At 61.3% G+C, this 26,582-nt stretch carries 21 protein-coding genes; 18 read left to right on the top strand and 3 right to left on the bottom strand.

Annotated features, from left to right (window positions below; translation table 11 throughout):
* Positions 1 to 7 precede the first annotated feature (7 nt).
* From ACYVDM_RS12735 to ACYVDM_RS12685, 11 genes are all read left to right on the top strand, one after another.
* Positions 8 to 2,650, top strand: a complete 2,643-nt coding sequence (locus tag ACYVDM_RS12735) for a DUF2169 family type VI secretion system accessory protein (RefSeq protein WP_460475393.1) — start codon at positions 8 to 10, stop codon at positions 2,648 to 2,650.
* Entirely contained in the window at positions 2,643 to 3,587 is a 945-nt protein-coding gene (locus ACYVDM_RS12730) for a pentapeptide repeat-containing protein (RefSeq protein ID WP_415785249.1), read from the top strand. The genes ACYVDM_RS12735 and ACYVDM_RS12730 overlap by 8 nt, the downstream gene beginning before the upstream one ends.
* 21 nt (positions 3,588 to 3,608) lie before the next feature.
* Complete coding sequence (locus ACYVDM_RS12725; protein ID WP_415785251.1) at positions 3,609 to 4,301, top strand: DUF3540 domain-containing protein; 693 nt, start codon at positions 3,609 to 3,611, stop codon at positions 4,299 to 4,301.
* A gap of 11 nt (positions 4,302 to 4,312) precedes the next feature.
* Positions 4,313 to 4,714 (top strand): DUF4150 domain-containing protein, encoded by a 402-nt coding sequence (locus ACYVDM_RS12720; protein WP_415785253.1) that lies wholly within the window; start codon positions 4,313 to 4,315, stop codon positions 4,712 to 4,714.
* 11 nt (positions 4,715 to 4,725) lie between these two features.
* Positions 4,726 to 5,550, top strand: coding sequence for a type VI secretion system lipoprotein TssJ (gene tssJ / locus ACYVDM_RS12715; RefSeq protein WP_415785255.1), 825 nt, complete (start codon positions 4,726 to 4,728; stop codon positions 5,548 to 5,550).
* Positions 5,551 to 5,571: 21 nt separating this feature from the next.
* Positions 5,572 to 6,966: a type VI secretion system baseplate subunit TssK gene (gene tssK / locus ACYVDM_RS12710; RefSeq protein WP_415785257.1), complete on the top strand. Its 1,395-nt coding sequence runs from the start codon at positions 5,572 to 5,574 to the stop codon at positions 6,964 to 6,966.
* 3 nt (positions 6,967 to 6,969) lie between these two features.
* Positions 6,970 to 7,641 (top strand): DotU family type IV/VI secretion system protein, encoded by a 672-nt coding sequence (locus ACYVDM_RS12705; RefSeq protein ID WP_415785259.1) that lies wholly within the window; start codon positions 6,970 to 6,972, stop codon positions 7,639 to 7,641.
* A gap of 30 nt (positions 7,642 to 7,671) precedes the next feature.
* Positions 7,672 to 11,565: a type VI secretion protein IcmF/TssM N-terminal domain-containing protein gene (locus ACYVDM_RS12700; protein WP_415785261.1), complete on the top strand. Its 3,894-nt coding sequence runs from the start codon at positions 7,672 to 7,674 to the stop codon at positions 11,563 to 11,565.
* 64 nt (positions 11,566 to 11,629) lie between these two features.
* Complete coding sequence (locus ACYVDM_RS12695) at positions 11,630 to 12,523, top strand: LysR family transcriptional regulator (RefSeq protein ID WP_415785263.1); 894 nt, start codon at positions 11,630 to 11,632, stop codon at positions 12,521 to 12,523.
* A gap of 180 nt (positions 12,524 to 12,703) precedes the next feature.
* Positions 12,704 to 13,684: a Bug family tripartite tricarboxylate transporter substrate binding protein gene (locus tag ACYVDM_RS12690; protein WP_415785265.1), complete on the top strand. Its 981-nt coding sequence runs from the start codon at positions 12,704 to 12,706 to the stop codon at positions 13,682 to 13,684.
* Positions 13,685 to 13,752: 68 nt separating this feature from the next.
* Complete coding sequence (locus ACYVDM_RS12685) at positions 13,753 to 14,424, top strand: isochorismatase family protein (RefSeq protein ID WP_415785267.1); 672 nt, start codon at positions 13,753 to 13,755, stop codon at positions 14,422 to 14,424.
* 167 nt (positions 14,425 to 14,591) lie between these two features.
* Here ACYVDM_RS12685 and ACYVDM_RS12680 read toward each other — a convergent pair whose 3' ends face one another.
* On the bottom strand, positions 14,592 to 15,569 hold the full coding sequence (locus ACYVDM_RS12680; RefSeq protein ID WP_415785269.1) for a Bug family tripartite tricarboxylate transporter substrate binding protein: 978 nt from the start codon (positions 15,567 to 15,569) through the stop codon (positions 14,592 to 14,594).
* Between the two features lie 64 nt (positions 15,570 to 15,633).
* Positions 15,634 to 17,076 carry an amidase gene (locus ACYVDM_RS12675; RefSeq protein ID WP_415785271.1) on the bottom strand — a complete coding sequence of 481 codons (1,443 nt, stop codon included), beginning with the start codon at positions 17,074 to 17,076 and terminating at the stop codon, positions 15,634 to 15,636.
* Positions 17,077 to 17,209: 133 nt separating this feature from the next.
* On the opposite strand from ACYVDM_RS12675, the gene ACYVDM_RS12670 reads away from it, so the two are divergent.
* Positions 17,210 to 17,893 carry a TetR/AcrR family transcriptional regulator gene (locus tag ACYVDM_RS12670; RefSeq protein WP_415785273.1) on the top strand — a complete coding sequence of 228 codons (684 nt, stop codon included), beginning with the start codon at positions 17,210 to 17,212 and terminating at the stop codon, positions 17,891 to 17,893.
* 46 nt (positions 17,894 to 17,939) lie between these two features.
* Here ACYVDM_RS12670 and ACYVDM_RS12665 read toward each other — a convergent pair whose 3' ends face one another.
* Positions 17,940 to 18,704 carry an IclR family transcriptional regulator gene (locus ACYVDM_RS12665; RefSeq protein ID WP_415785275.1) on the bottom strand — a complete coding sequence of 255 codons (765 nt, stop codon included), beginning with the start codon at positions 18,702 to 18,704 and terminating at the stop codon, positions 17,940 to 17,942.
* A gap of 226 nt (positions 18,705 to 18,930) precedes the next feature.
* Here ACYVDM_RS12665 and ACYVDM_RS12660 point away from each other — a divergent pair, with 226 nt between their 5' ends.
* The 6 genes from ACYVDM_RS12660 (at position 18,931) to ACYVDM_RS12635 (ending at position 26,582) form a co-directional block, all read left to right on the top strand.
* Complete coding sequence (locus tag ACYVDM_RS12660) at positions 18,931 to 20,259, top strand: NAD(P)/FAD-dependent oxidoreductase (RefSeq protein ID WP_415785277.1); 1,329 nt, start codon at positions 18,931 to 18,933, stop codon at positions 20,257 to 20,259.
* A gap of 84 nt (positions 20,260 to 20,343) precedes the next feature.
* On the top strand, positions 20,344 to 21,366 hold the full coding sequence (locus ACYVDM_RS12655) for a membrane dipeptidase (protein ID WP_415785279.1): 1,023 nt from the start codon (positions 20,344 to 20,346) through the stop codon (positions 21,364 to 21,366).
* 17 nt (positions 21,367 to 21,383) lie between these two features.
* Entirely contained in the window at positions 21,384 to 22,409 is a 1,026-nt protein-coding gene (locus ACYVDM_RS12650) for a Bug family tripartite tricarboxylate transporter substrate binding protein (protein WP_415785281.1), read from the top strand.
* A gap of 38 nt (positions 22,410 to 22,447) precedes the next feature.
* On the top strand, positions 22,448 to 23,467 hold the full coding sequence (locus ACYVDM_RS12645; RefSeq protein ID WP_415785283.1) for a Bug family tripartite tricarboxylate transporter substrate binding protein: 1,020 nt from the start codon (positions 22,448 to 22,450) through the stop codon (positions 23,465 to 23,467).
* Between the two features lie 63 nt (positions 23,468 to 23,530).
* The gene (locus tag ACYVDM_RS12640; RefSeq protein ID WP_415785285.1) at positions 23,531 to 25,294 is read left to right on the top strand and encodes a gamma-glutamyltransferase family protein; all 1,764 of its coding nucleotides are present in this window, start codon (positions 23,531 to 23,533) and stop codon (positions 25,292 to 25,294) included.
* Positions 25,295 to 25,400: 106 nt separating this feature from the next.
* On the top strand, positions 25,401 to 26,582 hold the full coding sequence (locus ACYVDM_RS12635; RefSeq protein WP_415785287.1) for a hypothetical protein: 1,182 nt from the start codon (positions 25,401 to 25,403) through the stop codon (positions 26,580 to 26,582).

The following is a 26,582-nucleotide window of genomic DNA, read 5'->3' as shown; positions in this document are numbered from 1 at the left end:
CTCAGCCATGAAAATTGCTAAGCCCGCCGACGTCATGGTGCTACTGGGCCGCCAGTCTCGTGGTGGACAACCCAGTTTAACCATCACCGTTGGTTACGCGTGCGCCATCGACGGCACACGCTTGACAGACCGACAAGCCTGGGCCTGGCTGGCGCCTATGTTCAACAAAGAACCCTTCGATCTGGGCGAAAAAAAAGAGCGAGGGTGTTTTGCGGTCGGGGGTATGGCGTGCGCGCCAGCCGGCCAGACCGTGACGGGCTTGACGGTGCGTGCGGGCGTGGGCGATCTGCAAAAAAGCGTGCTGGTGCAAGGTGATCGAACCTGGACGCGCGGGATCACCGGCTGGCAGACCAGCGCGCCACAGCCATTCGAACGGATGCCACTGAGCTTGGCTCATGCCTATGGCGCCGCGGGGTGGCCACACAACCCGCACGGTCGGGGGCATTGCGCCGATCCGAATCAGGCCGATGCGATAGCGCTGCCGAATATCGAGCATCCTCGGCATCCGGTACTCAAGCCCGCGGACGTTCCCCCACTGGCGACCCTGGGCCCGCTGCCTCAAGGCAGTCCGGAACGTGCCCGCTGGCTGGGGACGCTGGACGGACACTGGCAGCGTCACCGGCTGCCCTGGTTACCCGACGATACGGATCCACGCTGGTTTGACCGCGTGCAGCAGGATCAATGTCAGGATGGCTATTGGCGGGGCGACGAGCCGTGGTTTGCCGAGCACATGCATCCGAAACACGCGGTCTTGCGAGGCAAGCTACCCGGCTTGCGCCCTCGCCTGTTGCTGCGCGGCGATCGTGCGCCGGAGCATCGCGCCGAGGTGCCGCTGGACCTGGATACCGTGTGGCTGTTTCCCACCGATGAGCGCGTCCTGGTGTTATATCGAGCCAGCGTGGCGGTCAGGCGCGAGGACGCTGTCGACATACTGGGCCTGGCCGTATTTACGGAAACGCAGGATCAAGCGGCGCAGTCTACGGAACACTGGGCGGAGGTATGGCGTCAACAACAAGAAAAAAAGGCGAAGCCCGCTATCCGTGCGACACCCGTTGCCGCGCAAGCAGACGCCGCTCGTGCAGCCGTCACCGCCGCTGCGGCTGAAGCCGCAGCGCAAGCGGCGAGCGCGCACAAGCAGACCGTCCTAAAAACGATCGCCGAGGCTAGGCAAGCGGGCATAGACGAGGCCGATCGCGTCCTGACTCAGTTGAGGCAGCCGACACTGAGCAGTCGTCTTGCGCAAGCCGAAGCATCTGCCGCGGACGACGCGCCTTTGGCGCCCGCAACTTGGCCACGAGAACCTGCGGCATTCGCGCTAGCCGTACGGAATTATGTCAAAGCGCAATTAGCCGCCGGCGAAGCACACGCCCGCGCGACATTAAAGCAATATGGTCAAGATTTTGATGAAATAGTTGCAAGGTCTCAGACCCATTCCCCCAATCAGGTCGACGATCCGGCGGCTATATTGGCAAGTTTGCCTTTGACACCTGAGAAAAAACAGGCGGTGCTGCAGGAGTATCAGGCATTCCAGTCCAAAATGAGCGCCTTGGAGGCCAAGGCCGCCGATCTGCGGCAACGCGCCGAAGCCGTGCGTTCCGCGAACGCGCCACCCGCCCCGCCCACCATCAACGAGCCTCTCCCTTCCGGGGCGCGCACCCTGCTGGATCGCGAGACATTGCTGGCACGCCACGCGGTGGGCCAATCCTGTGCATGGGCGTTGCTGCAAGATCTGGATTTGACCGGGGTATCGCTACGCGGCGTGGACCTTTCACGGGCACTCATGCAGCGCTGCATCTTGCGCAATGCTGATCTGGAAAACGCGAACTTTCAGGAAACCGAGTTGCAGCAATGCGATTTCGTCGGAGCTCGGCTCGACCAATCGAGATTTAGCCGAGCCCAGTTGACGGAGTGCATGATGGATGGTGCGTCGGCGTCAGGCGCCGACTTTACGCAGGCGCGACTCAAGGCCGTCAGCTTGGCCAACGCGGGATTGACCAAGACCCAATGGCGCCATGCGCAGGTCGAGCAATGCGGTTTTGACCATGCGTTCATGCAGGGCGCGCAGGCGGAGCGCGCGACATTCAAGGCCTGCCGCCTGTCAGGTGTCAACGCGGCACGGGCGCAGCTTCAATGGGTCATCTTCAATCAGTGCGAGTTGACCAATGCGGTATTTGATGAGGCCATATTGGCCAAGACAACGTTGTTCGCCAGTCAGGCCGCCGGCGCGAGCTTTGTGAACGCTCGTATGCCGGGCCTGCGCACCCAGAAAGGCGCGGACCTGAGCCGCGCACGTCTGGATCGCGCGCAGATGGACGGCGCGAGCCTGCAAGACAGTTGCTTCGTAGATGCCTCGTTGCGTGAAACAAGACTGGATCGCGGCCTGATCAAGAACTGCGATTTAAGCGGTAGCGATGCTTGGCATCTGGTGGCGCGTGGGACGAACTTCGTCGGCAGCCGCGTCGCCCAGGCGAGTTGGCGCGGCGCCAACCTGATGAAGTCGCGCTGGAGCGAAGCCGTACTGGAGGACGTCGATATGACTGGCGTCAATTTACATGCGGCCGACACGCGCCGGGTGCAAGCACAAGGGGTACAACTGGAACAGGCTCTGCTGACCCGTTGCCGTCTGATCGAGGACTACGCTCGTGACTGACGCCACCTTGAACGCCACGCTGGAGTTGCTACGGGCCGGTAAAAAAATCCCGGCGAATGCGCTGGCGGGTGCCGACCTGCGTGGCGTAGATCTGAGCAACGTTCGACTACAGAACCTAGACCTGCGCGGGGCGCGCCTGGATGGTGCCAACCTGACACGCACTACGTGGAGTGCATGTCATCTGAACGAGGTTCGATTCGATAAGGCAGTCTTGAGCCGTGCATCGTTTACCGCGTGCCAGGGGCGCGGTCTGTCGTTGCGTAGTAGCCAGGCAGACTGGGTACGGATGAAACAATGCGCCTGGGAGGATGGCGATTTTCAGCAGGTGAATCTGACCCGGCTGTCGGCCAGCGGCGTCACGTTTGTGGGCTGCCGTCTGCAAGGATCCACCCTGTTCCAGTCCCGCTTGTCGGAATGTGACCTGTCGGATCTGGATTTACGTGGTGTGGCGTGGGCGCAGTGTCATTTTCCGGACTCGCGGTTGCGCGGTACGCGCTTTACCGGCGCCACGTTGACCCAATGCACGTTCAACCGCGTCGACGCCAGCAACGCCGATTTCAGTGGGGCTCAGGCCCCCGCCGCCTCGTTTTACGCAGCACAACTAGCGGGCGCAAGGTTCGAGGCAGCGCTACTGGATCGTGCCATTTTTGATCAGGCTCGACTCGATAAAACCAATTTTGCGCGGGCTTCGTTGAATGGTGCTCGACTGTATGGCGTTCGTTCGCTAGGCGTGACATTCACGGGTGGCAAGCTCGTCAGAGCGGACTTATCGCACCTGCAGGCCACTCATGCGGATTTTTCACATGCCGACTTAACGGGTGCACTACTGCATGCCGTGCAATTGCCCGATGCCTCGTGGCACCAAACGGTGCTGGCTGATGTGCGCCGCGATGATCCCGAACTGCGTGCCGCCGAATTGTGGCGCCCCCCTGTGTAACTGGATAGGAATTTCTGAACCATGTCTCAACTACTAGCCGCCCCCCTACCCGATGACACCGAGACGTCGCTATCTGCCGACGCAAAAGCGCATCAAGAGGCCAGCCTGCAGCATGCCCGCCTGGTCATGAGCGACGGCAAGCGCTACGCGGCATCGACCCGTCAGGGAACCCAATGGGTCACACCGGCCGCTGGATGCCTGTTGCAGCCCGCAGTGGGTGATCTGGCGCTGGTCAGCCTGATGGACGGCCAGGGCTATATCTTGACCGTTCTTGAACGCGGCGCGCCGGACTCCCCGGCCGAAGTCGCGTTGCCGGGCGACTTGCAGCTCTCGCTGCCACAAGGCCGCCTGGCGTTGACGGCCGCGCACGGAATCGCACTGAATGCCGGCCCGATGTTGAATCTCGCCGCTCAGCAATTGACCACCGTGCTGCAAGACGCTGATGTCGCCTGCCAGACGTTGAACCTGACGGGCGATGAAGCGTACACACAATGGAATAGCCGAACCGATGTATCGGGTAGCCACCTGGATATTGCCACGCGTAGCGAAAGCCATGCCGAACACAGCGTGCGTCGTGTCGCGGGCCACGAAGAGGTCAGCGCGCAATCAATGCGACAGATCGTGGAACACGATTGGTCGGTCCAGGCGGACACGGCCGATCTGCAAGCAGACGATCGCGTGGCGGTGAATGCCGCGTCAGTGCAACTGGGCTAAGGAGCGCAATCATGTTTATGCTGAATATTGGAGGCGCTATGACCTCCGCCACCGTGCCCGATGTCTGCTGGACACCGGCCGCGCCGTCTCCGATCCCGATGCCCTACCCCAACTTTGCCATGAGCGATATGGCCGACCCGGCCAGCATCGTTGAGAACGTACTGGTGGTGGCTATGCCCGCCCTGAACATGGGCAGCATGCTGTTGCTGAGCCAGGGGGACGAAGCCGGCACGGCCGGCGGTGGTGTGGCCTGCGCTGAGATCATGGGCATGGCGGAGTTCGTCGATGGCAGCCCCAACGTGATGGTGGGCGGCATGCCGGGCGTATCCCTGACCGGCATGACGACCCAGAATGCCAACAACACCATCGGCCTGGTAGTCAGCCCCAGTCAGGTCATCGTGATGCTGATGTGATGAGAGATGCCATGTCGATTGCACCTTCCTTCATGACAGGCCGCCCGGCCGCTCTGCGTCTGCTGCCGGCGGCACTGTGCGTCGGCATGCTGGCCTCGTGTAGTTCATTGAACAGCATGATGGGTGGCTCATCCGAACAATCGGCGCTGAAGGATCTGAAATGGACCTATGCCGCCAATGGCGTGCAGATCGAGGTCACCGCCGATCCACAGTTGAACCGCTCTACCAATCAGCCGCATATGCTGGCACTGACCGTGGTGCAGTTGGCAGATCCCAATGCCTTTACCGCTGCCACGGCGAACACGGCCAAGCTGACCGCGTTGCTGTTGGCCGATAGCCCGCCGCCCGGCATGCTGGCCCTGAATCGCGTGTTCGTATCGCCGAGTGAGAAGCGCACAGTGACGCTGCCGCGCGTCGAAAAGGCCCAATATGTGGGCTTGGCCGCTGGCTATTACCACCTGGATCCTGCCCGCAGTGTCCGCCTGTATCGTATCGGCGTGGAGGTGGATTCCTCCGGCATCATCGTCACCAGTCGCAGCGCTTCGCCAGAGCCGTTGCAGATTGACCTGCGCCTGGGGACGAGCGGCATACAGGAGTCGCCCGGTGTCGGCGCGCCACCCGTCACATTGACCAAGCCCAAGGCGGGACCCGTCCCTCCGCCAGCCTCGACGCCTGCGCCTGCGACAACACCGGCACCTGCCACGACTACTCCCGTCCCCTCGACGCCCCCACCTGCGTCAACGCCGTCGTCCGCCACACCCGCACCGGCGACGACACCACCACCGACCACGACGCCCGCCACGGCACCGACCTCCACACCGGCGCCTGCCCAATAACCTCGACCAGCCTCACCGGACATGACACAGCCACTTAACCAACCCCTGTTCTGGCACCAAGGCCTGTTTCTGCAGCCGCATCATTTCCAGTACCAGGATGCCTGGACGGTACGGAATCTGGCGCGACAGCTGGACATGATCATGCCCTGGGGATGGGGCTTCGGCGCCCTGCAGATTGACGATGCCGCACTGGCGGCCCGCCATCTGGTGATCAATCAACTCGCGCTGCGCTGGCCCGACGGTACGTTGACAGAGGTTCCCGGCAATGCGCGCATTGAATCCATGCGTTTTGAGTTGGCGGACTTTTCTCAGGGGCCTCGCACGCTCTATGTCGGGCTGCGCCGCCATGTCGAGGGACAGCCTAACGTGCAGAAATTCGCCAATCTGGATGACGCGGCCCGAGCGGATACACGGCTGGCGGTACCAGCGGATCCGCAGCAGGTCCCTGACCGTTATACCCCTGGACCCTCCGGCCGCGTCACGCTCATGACCTATGTGTTGCGCTTGTTTTGGGAAGAAGAGCTGGACCACCTGGGAGACTACGACCTGATGCCCATCGCGCGCCTGGAACAAGACGGCGAAGTGGTGCGCCTGATGCCGCGCTTTGTGCCTCCTTGCCTGAATCTGGCGGCGTCCCCCCCCTTGCAGCAAATGCTGCGCGAATTGCGCGACGAGATTATCGGGCGGGCCCGTCAGTTGGAGGTCTTCAAACAATCGGTCACCAGCCGTGCCGACGACACGCAATTTTCACCTGTCCTGGCACTGTCGGTGTTGAATCGCTACGGCCCGCAGATCAACCATCTGGCTGAATCTCTGCAAACGCATCCGTGGACGGTGTATGGGGTGCTGCGGCAATTAGCGGGCGAACTGAGCACGTTCTCGGAGTATTGCGATTTGCTGGGCGAAACGCGCGACAACCAGCAATTGCTTCCCCCTTACAAGCACACCGACATCGGTGCGGCCTATACGACGGTGACCGACCTGATACGCCGATTGCTCAATGAAATCACCATCGGGCCTGAAATGATGGTGCATTTCGAGCAGGACGGTACCGCCGCCACGCTGTATCGCGCCGAAATGCCGGATACCTTCTTTGGCCCACGCCACCGCTACTACCTGATGGCGCGCAGCGCCGCGACCGAGCCCAAAGAACTGGGCGAACTGATGGCGCTAGAGGCCAAGCTGGGTACGCCAGAGCAAATCGATACCCTGGTTACGCGGTCTCTGCCCGGAATCGAAATGCTGCCGCTGCAAACCATGCCCCTGGGTATGCCGCGTCGCGCAGGGGCGGCGTATTTCCGACTGGAGAGCCTGTCGGATTCGTGGGACGAGGTGGTGCGCGATGGGCGGCTGGCGTTTTTCATGCCCGATGCACCGGCTGATTTGCGGCTGGAACTCATTGTGATCAAAGGATAAGCCGTGCGCCTGAGCAATTTCTGGATTCCGGTAATCGACTCGGTCCGAGTGGCCACGGCGCAAGCCGACCAGGACGCGTCGTCGTTATCGGAACAGCTGAAAGTCACGCTGGATGCGGCAGTCTCGCGCGCACTCGGTAGTGGATCGGATCCCAACGACGTGCAACTGGCGCTGTTTGCGGTGGTCGCGTGGATCGATGAGCGCGCCATGTCTCGCGACTGGCCCGGTGCGGCAGCCTGGCGACTCGCACCCTTGCAGCGCCACTACTTCGGGACAACGCGCGCCGGGGTCGCCTTCTTTGAAAAACTCGAGGCGTTGCCCGACGAGGCCACGGAGGTCCGAGAGGTCTATGCCCTGATGCTGCTGGCCGGTTTTCATGGGCGATATGCCCATCGGCCAGTCGGCGAGGTGGCCGAGTATCGCCGGGCGTTGCTTGAACGCGTAGCCCAGGAACGCCAGATGGATCCGCTGAGCGCGGATCAACCCTTGTTTCCAGAGTCGGGCGCAGGCGCTCGACGACCCTTGCGTCGTGCGCGCGGCCTGATGCCCTCATTGGCCAGTCTGCTGTTGATCGTATTGCCCCTGTGCGTGCTGCTGGGCCTTTATCTGTTTCTGGATTTCCGTCTGGCGCAGACCGCGACAGCCTTGCTCGCGCCGCTGGCCGGTCGTCTTTGAACTTAATTGGGCTATGCCCCTGATTCCACGATGTTCAAGAAATTACTGATATTCATCGCTTGGCTGTTGGTCCTGATCCTGCTGGCGTTGGGATGCTGGCTGGTGGGCCTGTATAACCAATGGCCACTATGGCAATCGGCGGCCTTGTTTGCAGGCGTGATTGTGGGTGCGTTTGTGCTGGCCTGGCTGCGTCGTCGCTGGCTGGCGTGGCGACTGCGCCGGCGGTTGGCGCGCCCGGTCAATGACGAAACGTTCAATACGCGCCGTCTGGACGCGGACTGGCGCGCGGGACTTAGCGCGCTGAAGCACTCGCGCTTGTCGCGCTTTGGTTCACCGCTCTATGTGCTGCCATGGTATCTGGTCCTGGGCCCGCAAGGGACAAGTCAATCGGAACTGATGCATCGCGTGGCCGGGGCGGACCCCGTGCAAGCACGCGGTGACGAGCCTCCCGTGCTGCAGTGGTGGTTGTTGCGTCAATGCGTGATACTGGCCCCCACCGCCGCCATGGGAGACGAGTCGCTGGTGCCGATATCAGGCAACTGGCGACGTCTGCTGCACTGGATGATGCGTACGCGTCGGCGTGAACCGCTCAATGGGTTGGTTCTGGCCTTTAGCGCCAACTGGTTGATGCAAACTGACGAGGGGGAGCGCGGCGTGGCCGGGCAGCATTTGCGCAAGCGCCTGGATGAGCTCGCGCGCGTCTACGATGCCCGCATTCCGGTCTATATCGTCCTGACGGACTGTCATACCCTGCCCGGCTTTGCGTCATGGGCCGCGAATCTGGGCCCGGATGTCAACCAGCAGCCGATGGGCTATCTGAATCCGTCGTCGGGCACCGGTGTGGGTGAGTTCATCAGCGATGCCTTCAACAGCATCGTGCATCGCATGTTCGACCTGCGTGTCCTGCAAGGTGCTTACGCGCGTCCGGACGGTGAAGCCTTTGCCCTGCCCGAACGCATGGCGCCATTGGCGTTGCGACTGGCGAATGTCTTGCGGCCGGCCTTTCAGGCGACGCCCTATGCCGAGACGCCGCTGCTGCGCGGCCTGTATCTGACGGGTAATGCCGGGCCTGCCGAGCGCGGCGAGCCGGACTGGTTCAGCACGGGCCTGTTCGAGCAGGCCCTGCCGGCGCAGCGGCACGCCTGGCAACCGCTGGAGCGCTGGCGCCATTGGCGTCGTCTGTTGCGTCACGCCACGGTCGTTGCCTGGTTGGTCATTTGCGTGGGCATCGGTGTATTCCTGCTACATGCCAGCAACGTTGCCGAGCGACAACTGCACGCGGCGAATCTGCCGGGGTTGGACAAACAGTTGGATCTTTCCGGATCGGTATCCGCTAGTCTGCACAGCCTGCAAGCCGTACGCGGCGCGGTGCATGGCCTGATGGCGCGCCCGTACTGGGAACAGCATTGGATGCCGTATCAACGCCGAGTGAACGAGGTTCAGCAAAAACTGGCGGACAGCTATGTCCGCGACTTTCACCAGGCGATCATTGTCGGCAAGGTGGATCCCTTGCTCACCGCCAGCCTGCCGGCGCTGAATGGCGACCCGGACAAGAAAGTACTGGCTGCGTGGGTGCAGACACTGGTGCGTCGCATCAACTTGCTCAATGCCATCCTGGACGGGAAGAATATCTACCCGCTTCCCGCGCCTGGCAACGAAATGACCTATTTGTTCGCCCACACCAAGAACGGGGTCGCCAACCCCGTCGATGGGGCGTTGTTGGGGGGTGCATACCAAGACTATCTAGCTTGGCAACCTAATCGCGAAGTCCTGGTCTCCGAGCGGCGCGCGCTGCAGCAGGTATTGGCCAATCTGGAGTTGGACAAGCGATCACGTGACTGGATGTATGCCTGGGTAGCGCTGCAGGGCAATCTGATGCCGGTGCGATTGACGGATTTTTGGAACATTCCCGCGCTACCCGATCAACCCTTTATCCCTGCCGCACTGACGCCGGCTGGCGAACAGGCTGTGGGTAATTTTATGCGTGAACTAGGTCAAGCGTCGGGCGACAGTGCGCTATGGGAGCAGCGTAGCCGGGAGTTGCGTCAGCGCTTTCAACAAGCCGGTCTGGACGCCTGGTACGCCTTTGCGGATGCCTTTTCGTCGGCGCCCACGCAGTTGGCCACCGGCACGGCACGCCGTGCGGCGATGACGACGCTATTCACCGTCGATGATCCGTACCGTCGTTTGATAGGCCAACTGTCCCAGGTGGGACAACGCTGGTCGGCCGCCTCCCGTCCTGACTGGATGCAACAGGCCATTCAGGCCGATGCGCTGCTGACGCTGGCCGACAAACAGAGCCAGCAGCAGAGCACGGGTGCTGCATCAAGCGTAAAGAAACAAATCGACGTGGTGCAGGAATTCGGCAGCAACATGATTCGGCACCTGCCTGATGGCGGCTCGATCTCGGACGGGCTGGCTCAGCTACGCACAGACAACGACGCCTTGACGCTGCTGAACACCTATCGCCAGGGCGTGCTGGCGACCATCGTGCCCCTGCAACAAGGCGACGGCAACGCCATGAAGGCCGCCATTGATATCTGGTCATTCGGGCATGATCCCAATGTCAAGGCAGTGCCGCTGATTGATGCCAATACGGCGTTGACCAAGCTGAAAGCGAAATTGGGCAGCAAAGTCGGACCTCGCAGCAACGTCGTCTGGCAACTGCTCTCTGGGCCGCTGGATTTCACGCTGGACTACGCGAGCCGCAGTGTCGCTTGCCAACTGGAACAAGGCTGGCAAAACTCGGTACTCAGCGCAGTCCAGGGCGTCAACGATGCCGAGCTGGCCAACGAGATGCTGTTTGGCGATCGGGGACAAGTGAAGGCATTCATGGGAGGCGATGTTAAAAACTTCATCGATCAAGACGGCACACGCTATCAGGGTCGCGCCGCGCTCGCACGCACAGTGCCATTGAATGGTCAGTTTTACGCCTTTGCCAGCCTGGCTCAACTGCGTCAAGTCACACTGGCCGGCCATCAAATGCAATCCAAGCGGTCGCAGGACGAGGCGCAGGCCCTGACCAAGCAACAGCAAGACTTAAGCACTCAGATCGCCAAGCTTGAGACCACCACGGCCAGCGTGACACTCAGTACGGTGCCGCCCCAGACCAATCCCGGCGCAAACCTGTTGCCCGAGAGTGTGACCCTCAGTCTGCAATGCGCCAGCGGCCGCATCACCCTGGAAAACCTCAATTTTCCGAACAAGGCCGTGTTCCCATGGTCGCTGACACAGTGCGGCGACACGGCGCTCAGCATCCGTTTTGCGGATTTTGAGTTGAATCGTCAATGGAGCGGCGCGCGGGGCTTCATCGACTTTTTGAGGGAGTTTTCCAGCGGACAGCGGCGCTATACGGCTGCCGATTTTGGCGATCAGGCCGCATCGTTGCAGCAGGCTGGCGTGCAGTGGATCATCGTCACGTACCAGCAGCAAGGACAGGCCGGCCTGCTCTCGGCCTTTGCCGAGGCCGACAAGCTGACCGAGCAAGCCACCGAGGTTCAGAAACGCACGGAGCAGTTGCAACCCGGCACCGCGCCCGGTTCGAGCGTGCCGGCGGTCGGGCCGGCTCCGCCGCTGCCGCAGCACATCATCTCGGTCTGCATGGGGCCGACCGCGCTGCCCACGCCCCAGCCCGCACCCGCGCCGAACCCTAAGGCCAAGCCGGCGCCCGTTCCCGTGCCATCGGCACCCGGCAGCTACGATGTGCAAGTGGGCATCTTTTCGCATCCCGATCCGGTCCGTGCGCAACTGGCGCTCAACGGCTATGAGGCCGCCGAAGACAGCATCACCCTGAAAAACCGTCCCTACACGCGTATCCGGATTCATGGGTTTGCCACCCGGGCACAAGCCGAGGTGGCGGCCAAGAAAATCGGCCAGTTACTCAAGCTCAAGCCTGAGGTGCTACGCGACGGAAAGCGGGAATGACAACGGGATAAAATAAGGATCTCCCTGTCGGACCTTGAGCCACCCAACGCGTGGCCGTGATCGCATGAATCTGGCTTTCTTTGTCACCTTGAACGCCGTGATCAAACACGGCAGCTTTGCGCGCGCCGCGGTCGAGGTGAATGTGTCGCCCAGTACGGTCAGTTTGCAAATGAAGCGGCTGGAGGAGTATTACGGCCAGCCGCTGTTTGACCGCAGCACGTCGACAGTCAAGCCCACGCCTTTTGCCTACGACGTCGCCGGATTGATCAGCGGCACGCTCGAGCAAATGGAATCATTGCGACGGCGCGGCTCCAGTGTCATCGAAGGCCGCGTTGCCTTGGGGGCCATCGAAAGCATGCAGGCGTATATCCTGCCGGAGGCCATGCGCTATCTGCGCCAGCACACGCCCCGGCTTGAAGTGCGGCCAGTGCGCGACACCAGCCATGGCCTGCTCAATGCCCTGAAAGAAGGCACCATCGACGCGGCCATCGTGGCGCTGGCCGACGAGGAGCGCAATAAAAGGCTGGATTGGCATCCCCTCTTTCAGGAGGAGATGTTCATGATCGCGCCCAAAGACGCCACGCAAGACAACGCCAAGAACCTGCTTGATGCGCACGATCTCATCCGTTTTGGGCGTGGCTCCAATCTGGCCATTGCCATCGATCGCTATTTGGCGACAACCGGCCATACCGTACGCGGTACCGTGGAAATGGACTCGACGCTGGCGATATTGTCGATGGTGTCGGCGGGACTGGGTGTGTCCATTCTGGCGTGGCCCGACCGTCGCTCATTGGTGGGCTATCCCGTACGCGAAGTTCGTCTGGGTTCGCACGCCCCGCATATGTATGTCTCGCTGGTGACGCGACGCGACGACGGCTCTGATCGCGTGCTGGCGGTCGTCAAGGACGCCGTGATGCGCGCGGCCAATGTGGCGGCCGGCCGTAATCGCTGGCTATAGGGCGCACGGCGGGACGTGCGGCGCAATACCAGGCCCAGCACGTTCGCATTCGATTTTCCTCGTTTGGACGTTTGAAATACTCGCTGCAGGGTCGACCACCTCGTGCCTAGAATGCAGGTGCAGTGTCAAGAATACGGGTGGCGTAACCCATCCATTGCACAAAACGCACAAGGGAAAACCATGACTGTTCTGTTCAAACGGGCGGCGATCGCCGCTTTTGGCGTAACGATGCTCGCCGCCGCAGTACCTGCGATGAGTGCAGACGCTTACCCCAGCAAACCGATTACGTTCATCATCGGCTTTCCGCCTGGCGGCGCCAGCGATGTCATCACGCGCCTGATCGCCGGCCACATGCAGACGGCGTTAAAACAGCCCGTCGTGGTCAAGAACCAACCGGGCGTGAACGGCAACATCGCCAGCGAAGAAGTCGCCAAAGCACCCGCCAACGGCTATACGCTCTTGCTGGGCACGATTGCTAACACCATCAACGCGAGCTTGCTGAAGAATATCCGCCACGACGTGAATAAGGACTTCATACCCGTCGTCCAATTCATGTCGTCACCCAGCGTCTTGGTCGTGACGTCGTCGCTGCCGGTCAAAACGGTGGACGAGCTGGTTGCCGCGGCGAAGGCCTCGCCGGGCAAGCTGACCTATGCCTCGTCGGGCTCGGGCAGTTCGCCGCACCTGGCTGGCGAGTTGTTCAAGCTGCGCACGGGCACGGATTTGCTGCATGTTCCCTACAAGGGGGCGGCGCCCGCGCTGACTGACGTGATCGCCGGCCATGTGCAGACGGGATTCAAGACCGCGCTGTCCGCCCTGCCCAGCATGAAGGATGGCAGTCTGCGGCCGCTAGCCGTCGCTGACAAGGAACGTCTGCCCGATCTGCCCGACGTTCCTACGATGGCAGAGGCGGGATATCCCGATTTTGAAGTGCTGTCCTGGAATGGCATCTTTGTTCCCGCCGGTACGCCGCCCGAGGTGGTTCAGCGCCTGAATGCCACGGTCAATCAAATCTTGACCGATCCGGAGATCAGCCAACGCATCCGGGCCATGGCGGGCCGTCCCGGTGGCGGCACCCCCGAGGAATTTCGTGCACTGGTCCAGTCCGAGACCGAAAAATGGGGCGAAGTAATCCGTAAAAACGGCATCACACAACAATGACGTGCACCGCGGCGCTGATGCCGCGGTCTCGCTATGCAACAAACCTTGCAGTAAGGAGCAACGCTTTGATGGACAAGCTGGAAAAGTGGCGCGGCTACGTGCCCGACGAAGAACTCGAAACCTACCGTAAAGGGGGGTTCGCTAATCGCATCGGTATCGGCAAACGTCCGGCGCTGGTGAATATCGACACCACGCATATGTTTGTGGATCCGTCCTATTCGTTCTGCGGCGCGGCCATGCCCGAATTGATCAGCGCCCTGGATCGCATCACCGCCCTCTTTCGCAAACTCAACCTGCCGGTCTATTACAGCCGTCGCGACGATCGTTCCCTGCCCGCTTATCGCGGCGCGTGGAATCTAAAGCTGGCCAAGCCCGACGATGTGGAGTTTGTCGCCGATCCGAAAGCGGACGAATGGCCGGCATCATATGGCCCGCAACTCGGCGACCGCGTCATCATGAAAAACAAGCCGTCGGCCTTTTTCGGCACGATGCTGGCTGATTTTTTACGTTACGACGAAGTCGACACGGTGATCATGGTCGGCATTTCGACCTCGGGCTGCGTACGCGCATCGGCCGTCGACGCGTTCTCGCATAACTTCCGCATCGTGCTCGTCGAAGAGGCCTGCGGCGATCGCAGCGCGCAGGCTCATAAGGCCAATCTGTTCGACCTGGATATGAAATTTGCAGACGTGGAGTCGCTGGACGATATCTGCGAGGAATTGCAGAAGAAATTTGGCTGAGTGTGTGTGCGTGACACAGCCTATTCAGGCGTGGTCACGCGGCAATCCATTTGGATCGCATCATGTGACGATCACGACGTAAAAAACGCTGGCCCGGTCACCCCGGCCAGCGTTTTTTATGTAGTTTTCAGATCGAGATTACTCAGCGATCTGGATCTTGCAACGCCTTATTTTTCGACTTTTTTGCGAGCCGACGCAGCGAGTTTTTCGTACAGCTTGAGTTCTTTGTCGATCGTCTTGGCAAACTGCTCTGGCGAGTCTTTCAAGACCGGCGTCATGCCGATCTCGTGCACCTGCTTTTCAAATTTCGGCGATACCACGAGTTTGTCGAGCGAGACTTTCAGCTTTTCGATCACGGCCGGCGGCGTGCCGGCGGGCATCACCAGCCCCGTCCAGGAATCAAAGCTGAAGTCCGGCAGACCGGATTCGGCAAAGGTCGGCGTGTCGGGCAGCAGGACATAGCGCTCGGGCGACGCCACGGCCAGTACGCGCACTTTGCCGCTGCGGATGTGCGGCAGCACCGAGCCCAGCGTGGCAAAAGACATGTCGACGTGACCAGCGATCAAATCCACCATGGCCGGCGCGGCGCCCTTATAAGGAATCGGCGTGATTTTGGTGCCGGTCAATTCCGTAAACAATTCCGCCGCGAGCAAGGGCGATGAACCTTGTGCCGACGCGTTGTATTTATCGGGTGACTGGCGAACGGCTTCCAGGAATTCCTTGACGTTTTTCGCCGGGAAATCATTGTTCACCACCAATACCGTCGGGGCGATCGCCACCGTGCGCACGGGCATGAAATCCTTGCGGGTGTCGACGTCGATGTCGGCGGTCATCCACGGGTTGATGGTGAGGTTCAAGCTCGCGACCATCCCTGTATAGCCGTCGGGCTTGCTGCGGGCGGCGGCTTTGGTGGCAATATTTCCGCCTGCGCCAGCCCTGTTTTCCACAATGAATTTCTCGCCCAGATCCGTACCGAGATGCTCGGCGATCAGGCGCGCGATCAGGTCCGTCGGTCCGCCAGCCGAGAAGCCGACGATTAGATTGACGGGTTGGCTGGGATACGGATCGGCGGCCATCGCCGCCGGCGTCGTCAGCAGGCCCAGGCACAGCGGAATGGCACAGCGTAAAAACTTCGAAATTTTCATCTTTAGGCTTCCTTAGGCAATCGTTGAATGGAAATTTGATTTCGCGTGACGTCCTCTCGCGATCTCAAGGTTGGCGTGCGGCCCCCGGCAGGACCTTGGCGCGCAGTGGCTCGGGCGTAAAGTGGCATTCCAGAACGCGTGCGCAACGCATCAGGCGTGCCTCTTGCAAAAATCCCGCTACCAGTTGGACGGCGACTGGCAATCCCTTATCGTTAAAGCCCGCGGGCACGGATACGGCGGGATGGCCCGTCAAGGAAAACGGACTACCTGCCGAGCGCGTGGTGAAGGCAATGACGGACTGTTCATCCGACAACAAGGGCGCCACTCGATCCGTCATGGGCAGCAGCAAAACGTCCACGTCCGCAAACACAGCGTCCGTGCGCGCGATCAGGTCCTGGCGCTGGCGTAGCGCCCCGAGATAGATCGACGCGCGCATGTCTTTGCCCACGTCCAGTTTTTCCCGCAAGGCGCGGCCCATCAGGTCGCGATGTTCCAGATAGTCCCGCTCATTCGCGGCGTAACTCTCACTGCGGTTAATCGGCGCGGCTACGGACCGATACTCGGCCGCCGCGATGGGCAGGCTGATCTCGGCGACGTGTGCGCCTTGGGCGCGCAGCGCCTCGCAGGCCTGGTCGAGCGCCTGGGCAATCGCAGGCTCTACATCATCGACGGGATCCAGACGACGAACCAGACCGACACGCAGCCCCTTGACGCCGTCGCGCAGGGTCGGCAACACAGGTTCCACAGAATGGTTCAGCGTCGTCGGGTCGGCCGGGTCGTGGCCCGCGATGGCCTCGTAGACCAGGCAGGCGTCTTCGACGGTCACGGTCAGCGGCCCCGCGATATCAAAGCTCGGGCAGTTCGGCATGATGCCGTGACGGCTGACGCGGCCAAAGGTGGGCTTGAGCCCGACCACGCCGCACGCGGCGGCGGGCAATCGTACCGAGCCGCCGGTATCGGTCCCGATCGCAAAGTACGCCGTACCGGCAGCCACCGCGGCGCCCGAGCCGCTAGACGACCCGCCGGTGAAATGATCGGGATGCCAGGGGTTATGAGCCGGTGGCGCGTCCAGGTCGAAATGCACGGCGCCGGTGCCGGTGCCATATTCCCAGGTGTTCAGCTTGCCCACGAGAATGGCGCCCGCAGCCTGCAGACGTGCCACCAGCGTCGCGTGCAGCGCGGGATCATGGTGCTGCGGTACCCGCGACCCGCCCGTGGTAGCCAATCCACTGGTATAGATATTGTCCTTGACCGCGAACGGGATGCCATCCAGCGCGCCCAGGCGCGTGCCCTGCTCGGCACGCAAGTCCGCTTGGCCGGCTGCCGCCAGGGCTGCCTCGCGATCCGTGCGCAAATAGGAGTGGATCACGCCGTCGACCGCATCCAGCCGGTCGAATATCGCCTGCAACAAATCAGTGGGTCGCCAATCCCCACTGGCTATCCCGCGGCTAGCCTCGGCAATGGACAATGCGGCGAGATCTGTCGAGGGGAGAGAATTCAAGCTCATATGGATGTATAAAACAAATGTTTGAAATTAACGTTTGAATTATCATATCGAGCAGGCCATCAATGCAAGTCTCTTTCCCCCATGAAAACCCGGATACGCCGGATTGAATCACCCGAGGCAGAATCAGCGCACGATGCAAGAATTCGAAACGAGCGACACCCGAAATAGCCCCCGGCGCCAGGCCATTCTGGCGGCGGCCAAGGAACTCGTCGCCCGGAAAGGCCCCAGTGGCACGACCGTGCGGGACATTACGGCGGCATCGGGCGCTAACGGGGCGGCGGTGAATTATTACTTCCAGTCCAAGGACGGACTGATCAGCCTCGCCCACCGCGAAATCACCGGGGACGTCAATCGCGAGCGCTTGGTTCGACTGGATGCGCTGGAACAGGACGCCGCCGGGCAAGCGCTGGCGCCGCGCCAGATTCTCGCCGCCCTGATCGAACCCGTACTGACGATGTCACGCTCTGCCGACGGCGGTAGCCTCTATGTGCGCAGCGTGTTTCAGATGCGGGTGGACGTGCGGGCGGGCTATCACAACTTTGACTTGAACCAGCATGCGGCCCGGCGTTTCATCGATGCCATGGCGAAGACGTTTCCGGCGCTTAGCCGCGAGGAAGTCATTTGGCATTACGAGTTTGCGCGCGGTGCGTCCATTCATATGCTGGCCAACCTGGATCCGGTGTCACGGCGCTTTGAGCTGCTGGCCAAGGATCCCGATCAGGCCCTACCCGCGCAACCCGCCTACGAGCTCGATCAAAAGCAGGTCGATCGGGTGATCGGGATGGTGCTGACGGGATTTGGGCAGCCGTCAGCGTAGCCTGTCATTGCCATAGCGGTATCGGGGCTGTCAGTGCCCCGCCCGTTTAGCGATGCGTGCTGATCGCGCGCGCCGCCCGGATGACGAGCGGCCCGAGTTCCTGCCGCGCACGTTCCAATGACCAGCGTGGCTTGGGTACCGAGATATTGACGGCGCCAATGGGCGTGCCGGCCTCATTGTGGACGACAGCGGCAACGTTCAGGTCGCCGGCATAAAACTCCTCGTCCGCGTAGCCATACTGGTCGCGCCGCGCCTCATCAATCAGGGCACGCAGTATCTTGGGGTCGGTTGTCGTGCGCGGGTTGTGCTTGATACGCGCCACGGTACGAAGTTTGCGATCAAGCTCGGCCGGCGGGAGTTGCGCCCATAGCGCCCGGCCAGAGGCCGTCGCGATGCACGGGATGCGCGAGCCGACCGGCATGTATTCGGGGATATGCCGCGCGGGCGCCACCCGCATCACAAAGACGATGTTGTCCTCGTTATCCGGGACGCCTAGGTTGACGATCTCGCCGCACTCCTGGTTGAGCTGGTGCAGTACGGCGTGCGCATGTTGGAACAAGGGCTGTCGATACAAGTAGCTGTAACCCAGGCCCACGCTCTTGACCGTGGTGCTGTAGCGCTTGCTACGCGGGTCTTTGAACAGGTAGCCGGTTTGCTCCAGCGTGTGCGCCACGCGCTGCGCAGAGCCCATCGTAATGCCATTGACTCGCGCAATCTCCTGCAAGCTCAGCGACGCGTGAGCGCGAAAAGACTCGAGCACGGACAGACCTTTCTCCAATGACTGGATCATCAGGGCGGAAGTGTCAGACATGCGGGCTCCAAAGATGGCCGGGATACGGACCTGGTCGTGCGATGCGGCGGCCATGCGCAGGTGCCCTAGGGAAACCCTTACGTTGTTGGGCCGACGGACATGCAGTATAAAAGCACAATTAATTATCGCTATACACTTTTAATTATCGCATATCGATAATTCAAGGTGAGCATTCCCTAGCAATCCTTCATTGAGGTCCGTGTTGGTCTTCTCTCATTTGGCCCAGATGTCCGCTTTTCAAGACGCTGCGACGATTCGCGGATCCGCCCCAAATCGCCAGCTCTTCGGCGCTGCTGGCGCGTTGCCGGACGCCGTGGATGTGGCGGTCATTGGCGGCGGGATTATCGGTGTCAGCGCAGCCTATGCCCTCGCCCGCGCGGGCGTGCGGGTCGCGTTATTCGAAAAAGGCGCCGTGGCGTGCGAGCAATCGTCGCGCAACTGGGGCTGGGTTCGGACCTTGGGTCGCGACCTGCCCGAAGTCCCGCTGGCGCAACGCGCCAACGTATTGTGGGGCGACATCCAGAACAAGATAGACGTCGGTTTTCGTCGCAGCGGCATGCTGTATTTGCAAGAGGACGACGCAGATGCGTCCGGGCATCACGCCTGGATGGATAGTGCGCGCGCTTACGGCGTGGATGCCCGGCAATTGAGTCGTCACGAGGCACGGCAAATGTTGCCGCAAACCGCCCGGGCCTGGACGGGCGCGATGTATAGCGCGACAGATGGCGTCGCCGAGCCGCAATTGGCCGCGCCGGCCATTGCCGCGCTGGCGCGCGCGGCGGGCGCACTCCTATTCGAAGACTGCGCGGTGCGCGGGATCGAGCGTAGCGCCGGTCGGATCTGCGCCGTGCTGACCGAGCATGGCCGCGTTGCCACGTCTTCTGTCCTGGTCGCCGCCGGCGCCTGGTCCCGCTTGTTTTGCGGCAATCTGGGCGCCGATTTTCCGCAGCTGAAAGTACGGGGTTCCGTTCTGCGCACAGCACCCATTGACGCGGGCCTGGCCGCGGCCGTCAACGGCAAGGACTTTACCTGCCGCAAGCGCGCTGACGGTGGCTATACCGTGTCGCAGTTCGGGGCGTCGATGGCCGACGTCGTGCCCGACAGCTTTCGTTTAATGCGCCATTTTGGCCGCGCCTGGCTGGCGAATCGCAATTTTGTCAGGCTGAGATTCGGCAAGCGCTTTTTTGAAGAGCTGTCCATCCCGCGTCATTTCTCGACAGATGACGTGTCGCCGTTCGAGCGGCACCGCGTGCTGGATCCCCTGCCCTCCGAACGTGGCATCGACCAGGCGTGGCGGCGGCTGACACACGCTTTTCCGGTCTTTCGCGACGCCCGTGTCGCGCAGTCCTGGGCCGGCTATATCGATGTCACGCCGGATGCGATGCCGGTGATGGATGCCGTGCCTGACCTGCCTGGCTTGTATCTCGCATCGGGGTTCTCGGGCCATGGCTTCGGCATCGGCCCGGCGGCCGGCGAAGCCATGGCGCAATTGATTCAGGGGCAACGGCCCACCGTCGATCTTCAGCCGTTCCGTTTCGACCGCTATGGAACGTAGCCCGCGCGGATCGCATCTCTCGTTTCCCCGTTTTCGCTGATTCTTTCGTCTCCCATCATGACCCTATTACAAGAGAAGCCACTTATGGATAGCCACAGCGCCGATTTGCACCATCGCGCCACCATCATCGACGGATTAGTTTTCTTTAGCGACGGGAGCACGCGCGACATGCTCGAGGGCGGCGTCAGCGCCATCAACGTCACTGTCAGCGACATGAGTGCGGACTTTGAACAGGCGATCAAGGATGCGATGGCCTGGCGTCAACGCTGCGCCGAACCGGACAGCGCCTGGGTCCTGATCGAAAAGCCCGAGGATATTGTGCGCGCTAAAGAGACCGGCAAATTGGGCTTGATCATGGGCTGGCAAAACGGCAAGCCGTTGGGCGACCAGATTGACCGCGTCGCCCTCTTTCACACGCTCGGCATTCGCGTTATCCAATTGACCTACAACGAGGCAAACCTGTTGGGCGATGGCTGCCTGGAAAAGCGTAACGCGGGCTTGAGCGATCTCGGCCTGAATATGATCGACGAAATGAACCGCGTCGGCATGGCGATCGACCTGAGTCATTGCGCGCCTCAGACCTGCCTCGATGCCGCGCATCGTAGCAGCAAGCCCGTGTTCCTGACGCACGCCAATGCCAATGCCGTGATCAAGCGCCCGCGCAATAAATCGGACGACGTCATCAAGGCGGTAGCCGCGACAGGCGGCGTGGTGGGCTGCAGCATCCATGCTTATCTGAGTTGGCGTGGCGACCCTCGGCAGCAACCGCTGCTATCGGATTTTGTCGCCAATGTGAAGTACATCGGCGAACTGGTCGGCTATGACCACGTGGGCATCGGGACGGACTTTCCCTCTGTCGACACCTACGAGGCCGTGCGCCACGTGATGGTGATGTCGCGCACTAAATATGCCAAATCGGGCGGTGATTTTTCTGATGCGTTTGGCGATGTGATGCAAGCCCGCTACCCCGTCGAGACGCCGACGCCGGCACAGTTCCCTGCCTTTACCCAAGCACTGCATCAAGCGGGGCTGACCGACAGTCAGATTCTGGGCGTGGTGGGCGGCAATTTCCAGCGCGCATTGGCGCAAGCTTGGGCAGCGGCCTGAATCGAGTGGAGTTCACCATGACAACGTTTCTTTCGAATACCCTCGTTAAGGCGAGACCCGCGACAACTGGGCACCCTATAGCCGCCATGCTCGCCGTCGCCGTGCTGAGCAGCACCGCCGCGCTGGCGTCGACGCCAGCACAGGCTGCCGATGCATTCCCGACTCATCCTCTGCATATTGTGGTGCCTTATCAGCCAGGGGGTTCCACGGACACCGTGATTCGCCGATTTGCAGAGCTGGTCGCGCCCAAGCTGGGCCAGTCCATCGTCATCGAAAACCGCGGTGGCGCAGGCGCCACGCTGGGCGCGCGCGCGATCAAGTCGGCCGAGCCCAATGGCTATACACTGGCCGTGCTGCCTAGTCCGGTCTACCGCATGCCCCATATTCAAAATATGGGCTATGACCCCACGAAAGACTTTACCTACATCATGATGCTCAGCGGTTATACGCTCGGTGTCGCAGTACCCGCGGATTCGCCCTATAAAACGTGGGGCGATTTCATCAGCTATGCCAAGAAAAATCCCGACGAGGTCACCTACGGGACGGCCAGCGTAGGTAGTGCGTCCAATGTGATGATGGAGGAAATCGCTACACGCAATGGCGTCACCTGGCGCCATATTCCGTACAAAGGCGAATCAGACGTGCTGACGGCTGTCGTCGGCGGCCAGGTCACCGCCTATGCGGGCTCGACCACGGTGCAGCCGTTGGTGAAAGCCGGAAAAATGCGCATGCTTGTGACCTGGGGCGCAGACCGCAGCGCGCAGTATCCCGAGACGCCTACGCTGCATGAGCTGGACGGTACCCCTCCCGCTAACGCGCCTTTCGGTATTGCCGGCCCCAAAGACATGCCGCCCGACGTCGTGGCGACATTGCATGATGTGTTCAAAGAGGTCGCTGAGTCAGAGGCTTTTCAGCAGATATTGACGCAGTATGGTCAAGAGCTCGTTTATATGAATGGCAAAGACTACGAGGCCTATGCTGCGCAACAGTATCAGTTGGAAGCCGAGATCGTGCGCAAATTAGGTTTGGCAGCGAATAAGTAGTTTGATTTTTCAGACCGGGAAGCACTCAGGAGATTTTTATGATGACGCGTGCATTTGTCTTCTTGCGTTCCACCCCCCGCATCAGCCGGGCCATCGGGTTATCAGGACTCATCGGTTTGCTCGGGTTGCTGCAACCCGCGACGACATTCGCAGCGGATCCCTGGCCTGACAAGCCGATACGCATGCTTGTCGGTTATCCGCCCGGTGGTGGAACGGACACCGTGGCGCGCGTGCTGGCGCAGGAGTTGGGCAAGGAGCTCAAACAATCCGTTGTCGTCGAAAATCGCGGTGGCGCCAGTGGCACCATCGCGGCCCAGCAGGTGGCCCGGTCTCAGCCAGACGGCTATACGGTGATGTTTGCCACCGCGTCGCCATTGACGGGCGCACCGCTGACGATCAAGGGCCTGACCTATGACCCCATGAATGATCTGGTCCCCGTAACCCGGATCGGCGGCGGACCATTCATCCTGGTGGCGAATCCGGCGTTTCCGCCCAACACCTTGCCCGAGCTGGTGGACTATGCGCGCGCTCGTCCCAATGAGGTCAACTACGCCTCGCCAGGTGTCATGACCGCCAATTACTTTTTCATTGAACAACTGAACATGGACACCGGCATCAAGACGGTGCACATTCCCTACAAGGGAAGCTCGGCACTGCTAAACGACGTCATGGCGGGCCAAGTGGAGTACACGCTAGACACCCCGGGGACGACCCTCCCCTTGTTGCGCGCCGGCAAGCTCAAGGCATTGGCTGTCTTTAGTGAAGAACGCCTGGCGCGTCTGCCGGACGTGCCGACGGCCAAAGAAAGCGGCTTTCCCGCCATGGTCGGCGGCTCGTGGTACGGGCTGCTGGTGGCGCGCGGTACACCGACGGAGATCGTCGACGCCTTGTATCAGGCCACTAAAGTTGCGCTCGGCACCCTCGAAGTCCGCCGTGCCATGGAAGAACGCGACGTGATTATCGAGGGCAGTTCACCCGCAGAATTCAAGCGCTATCTACAGGCCGAATTCAAGCGGTGGAAAGGGGTGACGAGCAAACTGGGACTCTCGCCGCAATAATGTAGCCAATCTCGCACGCGGTGTTCTTTGCCGCGCGAGCACAGCATTTATCCGGAGGCATTCTTGTCCACCACGACCTACGCACCTGACCTGACCAGCGGCAGCGCCCCGACCTCGATGCGGCCCGCGCTGGCGGGCCTGAACCACATGATTTCGGCGGGCCATTATCTGGCGACCCAGGCCGGCATGGATATTTTGCAGGCCGGCGGCAACGCCGTGGACGCTGGCGTGGCGGCGGGTATCGCACTCGGCGTTGTGCAAAGCGACATCGTCAACTTTGGCGGTGTCGCCCCCATCCTGGTTTATCAAGCGCAGACAGGCAAAGTCTGGAGCATTTCGGGTTTGGGCTACTGGCCCCGCGCCACTCGGCTGGAAACCTTTCTGGAAAAGCACGGCGGCACCATCCCGGCCGGCGTGCTGCGCACCGTGATTCCCGCGGCGCCCGATGCGTGGATTACCGCGCTCGAGCGTTTCGGCACCATGAGTTTTGGCGAGGTGGCCGCCGGCGCTATCCAATTGGCGCGTGATGGCTTCGTCATGTATCCGTTGATGGCCGAAGTGCTTGCCGACAACGCCAAGAACTATGCCCGCTGGGCGTCCAATGCCGCCATTTATCTGCCTGGCGGCAAGCCTCCCGCCGCAGGATCGCTGTTTCGTCAGACCGATCTGGCCGCCAGTATCCAGTACATGGCGGATGAGGAGCGTACGTGCCAGGGCGACGGTCGACTGGCGGGCCTGGCGGCGGCGCGACGCGCGTTCTACGAGGGCGATATCGCAGCGGCGATCGTCAACTATCACAAGCAAGAAGGCGGGCTGATCACGCACGAAGATTTACGCGACTTTTCCGTTGAGGTCGATCCCGCGCTTGTCACCGATTTTCGTGGCACGCAGGTGCACAGCTGCGGCTTTTGGTGCCAGGGACCGTCGCTGTTGCAGATGCTCAACATCCTGGAGCCGCGCGACTTGCGCGCGCTGGGCCATAACTCCGCGGCCTATGTGCATTTGTTGACCGAAGCCATCAAGCTCGCCTTTGCCGATCGCGAAGTGCACTATGCCGATCCGCGCCACACGCAAATCCCGCAAGGGGATCTGCTGTCCAAGGAATATGCACGTCAACGCCTGGCCATGATTGCGGCAGATCGCGCCGGTCCCGACATGCCCCCGGCCGGTAGTCTGCCGTATAGACGCGATATCGACCTGCGCCCCACCGGGCCCGATGATACGGCGCGCACGGATCCCCGATTGGATACCTCTTATGTGGCGGTCGTGGACAAGGACGGCAACGCGTTTTCGGCAACCCCCAGCGACGGCTCCTACAACATTCCGGTTATTCCGGGCACCGGCATCTGCGCCTCGGGGCGCGGCAGCCAATCGTGGGCCGAGGCCGGGCATCCTTGCCGGGTCGGCCCTGGGCGACGTCCCCGATTGACCCCCAACCCCTCGATGGCGATACGGCCCGGGGAATATGTCATGCCCTTTGGTACGCCGGGCGGCGATGTTCAATGCCAGGCCATGTTGCAGACATTTTTGAATATCGAGGTCTTCGGCATGGATGTGCAGCAGGCGATCGAAGCACCGCGCTTTGCGACCTTTAGTTTTCCCTCTTCGTTCGAGCCCCACAATGCCATGCCGGGCCGGCTCATGATCGAGGATTTGGTCGCCCGCGGCGTGGGTGACGAGCTTGCCGCCATGGGGCATGCGGTGCATTGGTGGAAAGACCGCAGTTGGCGTGCTGGCGCGCTGTGCGCCGTCAGGCACGAGCTGCAAAGCGGTATCCGCTGGGGTGGAGCGGACCCTCGGCGACCCGCTTACGCGGCGGGCTGGTGAATAAAGCAGGGTTTGCAGATCGTTAACAAACAAAAATAATTTGTCGCGTTATGGCGCTTATTGCTAATATCGACGCACTTTTTGTTGCTTTCAGCAAACCCTGCTCATGTCGATCTTACGAAGACGGCGGTCCCTTTCTGGCACGGCCGTTCTTTCGGTGGTGCTGAGCAGCCTCTTAGGGATTCGTCCGGCGTGGGCCTCGCAATCCGAGATTTTTCTGGATCCCGCGATTGATCCCACGATCGCCCCTGACGAAAGCTATCCGCAGATATCGGGCCGGCTCATCGGCTATATCGAAAACGCCCATTTCTTTGACGTAAAGGGACCGGAGGGTGCCGGCCTGCCGTCGACTTGGCATACGTTGGACCCGTTCCTGCAGGGCGCCGCCGTCGCCAAACTGTCGCCCAATCTGGCGCTATCGGGGCTGGTCGAGTTTCGCTCGTTTGCCAATGGGCCTAATGACCGGGCTTTTGAGGATCTGGACGGCCAACTGCGCAATCTCTTTGTGACCTACGACGCGGGTCATGCGACCTATTTCGCGGGCAAATTCGAGGTGGGGTACGGAGAGGCCTGGCAAACGATTGACGGAATATACAGCGGGTTTTCGGGGGACTACAGTTATCCCGGATCGCTGGGACTGGGTGGGCGCTGGACGTGGCAAGGCGCCTCGGCACGCCATACGATCACGTCCATCCTGTTCAAGCGCGACAACACGATTTTTAGCCAGACCTGGGCCCACGACTATCCCGCCTTGCCTCGTATCGAGGATGGCGGCCCGGGCAATACCAATGGGCTGCAATCGGGCGGCATTTCGTACGACATTTCCGATATCCCTTCCCTGCCCGGCTTGCGCGGTGGATTTACGGTGGCCCGGCTGGCTCAAGGCAAAGGCGACAACGATCAGCGCGCCGAGACCGGTGTCGAAGCCCACGTCAACTACGAGACCCAACTCTCGGACAAGTGGGGGCTGCGCCTGTTTGGCGAGGCTGTCCATCTACGTGGCTTTATGGGTACCCAGACCGCCGCGACGGATTTGGTGGCATCGGCAACGCTATCCAAGGGGCCCATGATGTATACGGTCACGGCGGCTCGCCGAGGGCTTCATGCCTTGCAAGGCAGTCTGGCCGACCAGGGTTTTGTCGATAACCAGGATTGGGGCCTGTCGGCCACGGTGGCGTATGTCACGGACATCGGACTGATCGTGCAGGCGGGATTCTTGCGGCAGCAGGAGCAAGGTGTGTCGTTCAACCAGGGATTGCTGCGCCTGATTTATCAGACCGGCTTTTGA

The sequence above is a fragment of the Bordetella tumulicola genome (assembly GCF_054779135.1).
Note: the sequence above shows the minus strand (reverse complement) of the source record. Positions and strands in the feature narration are given on the sequence as shown.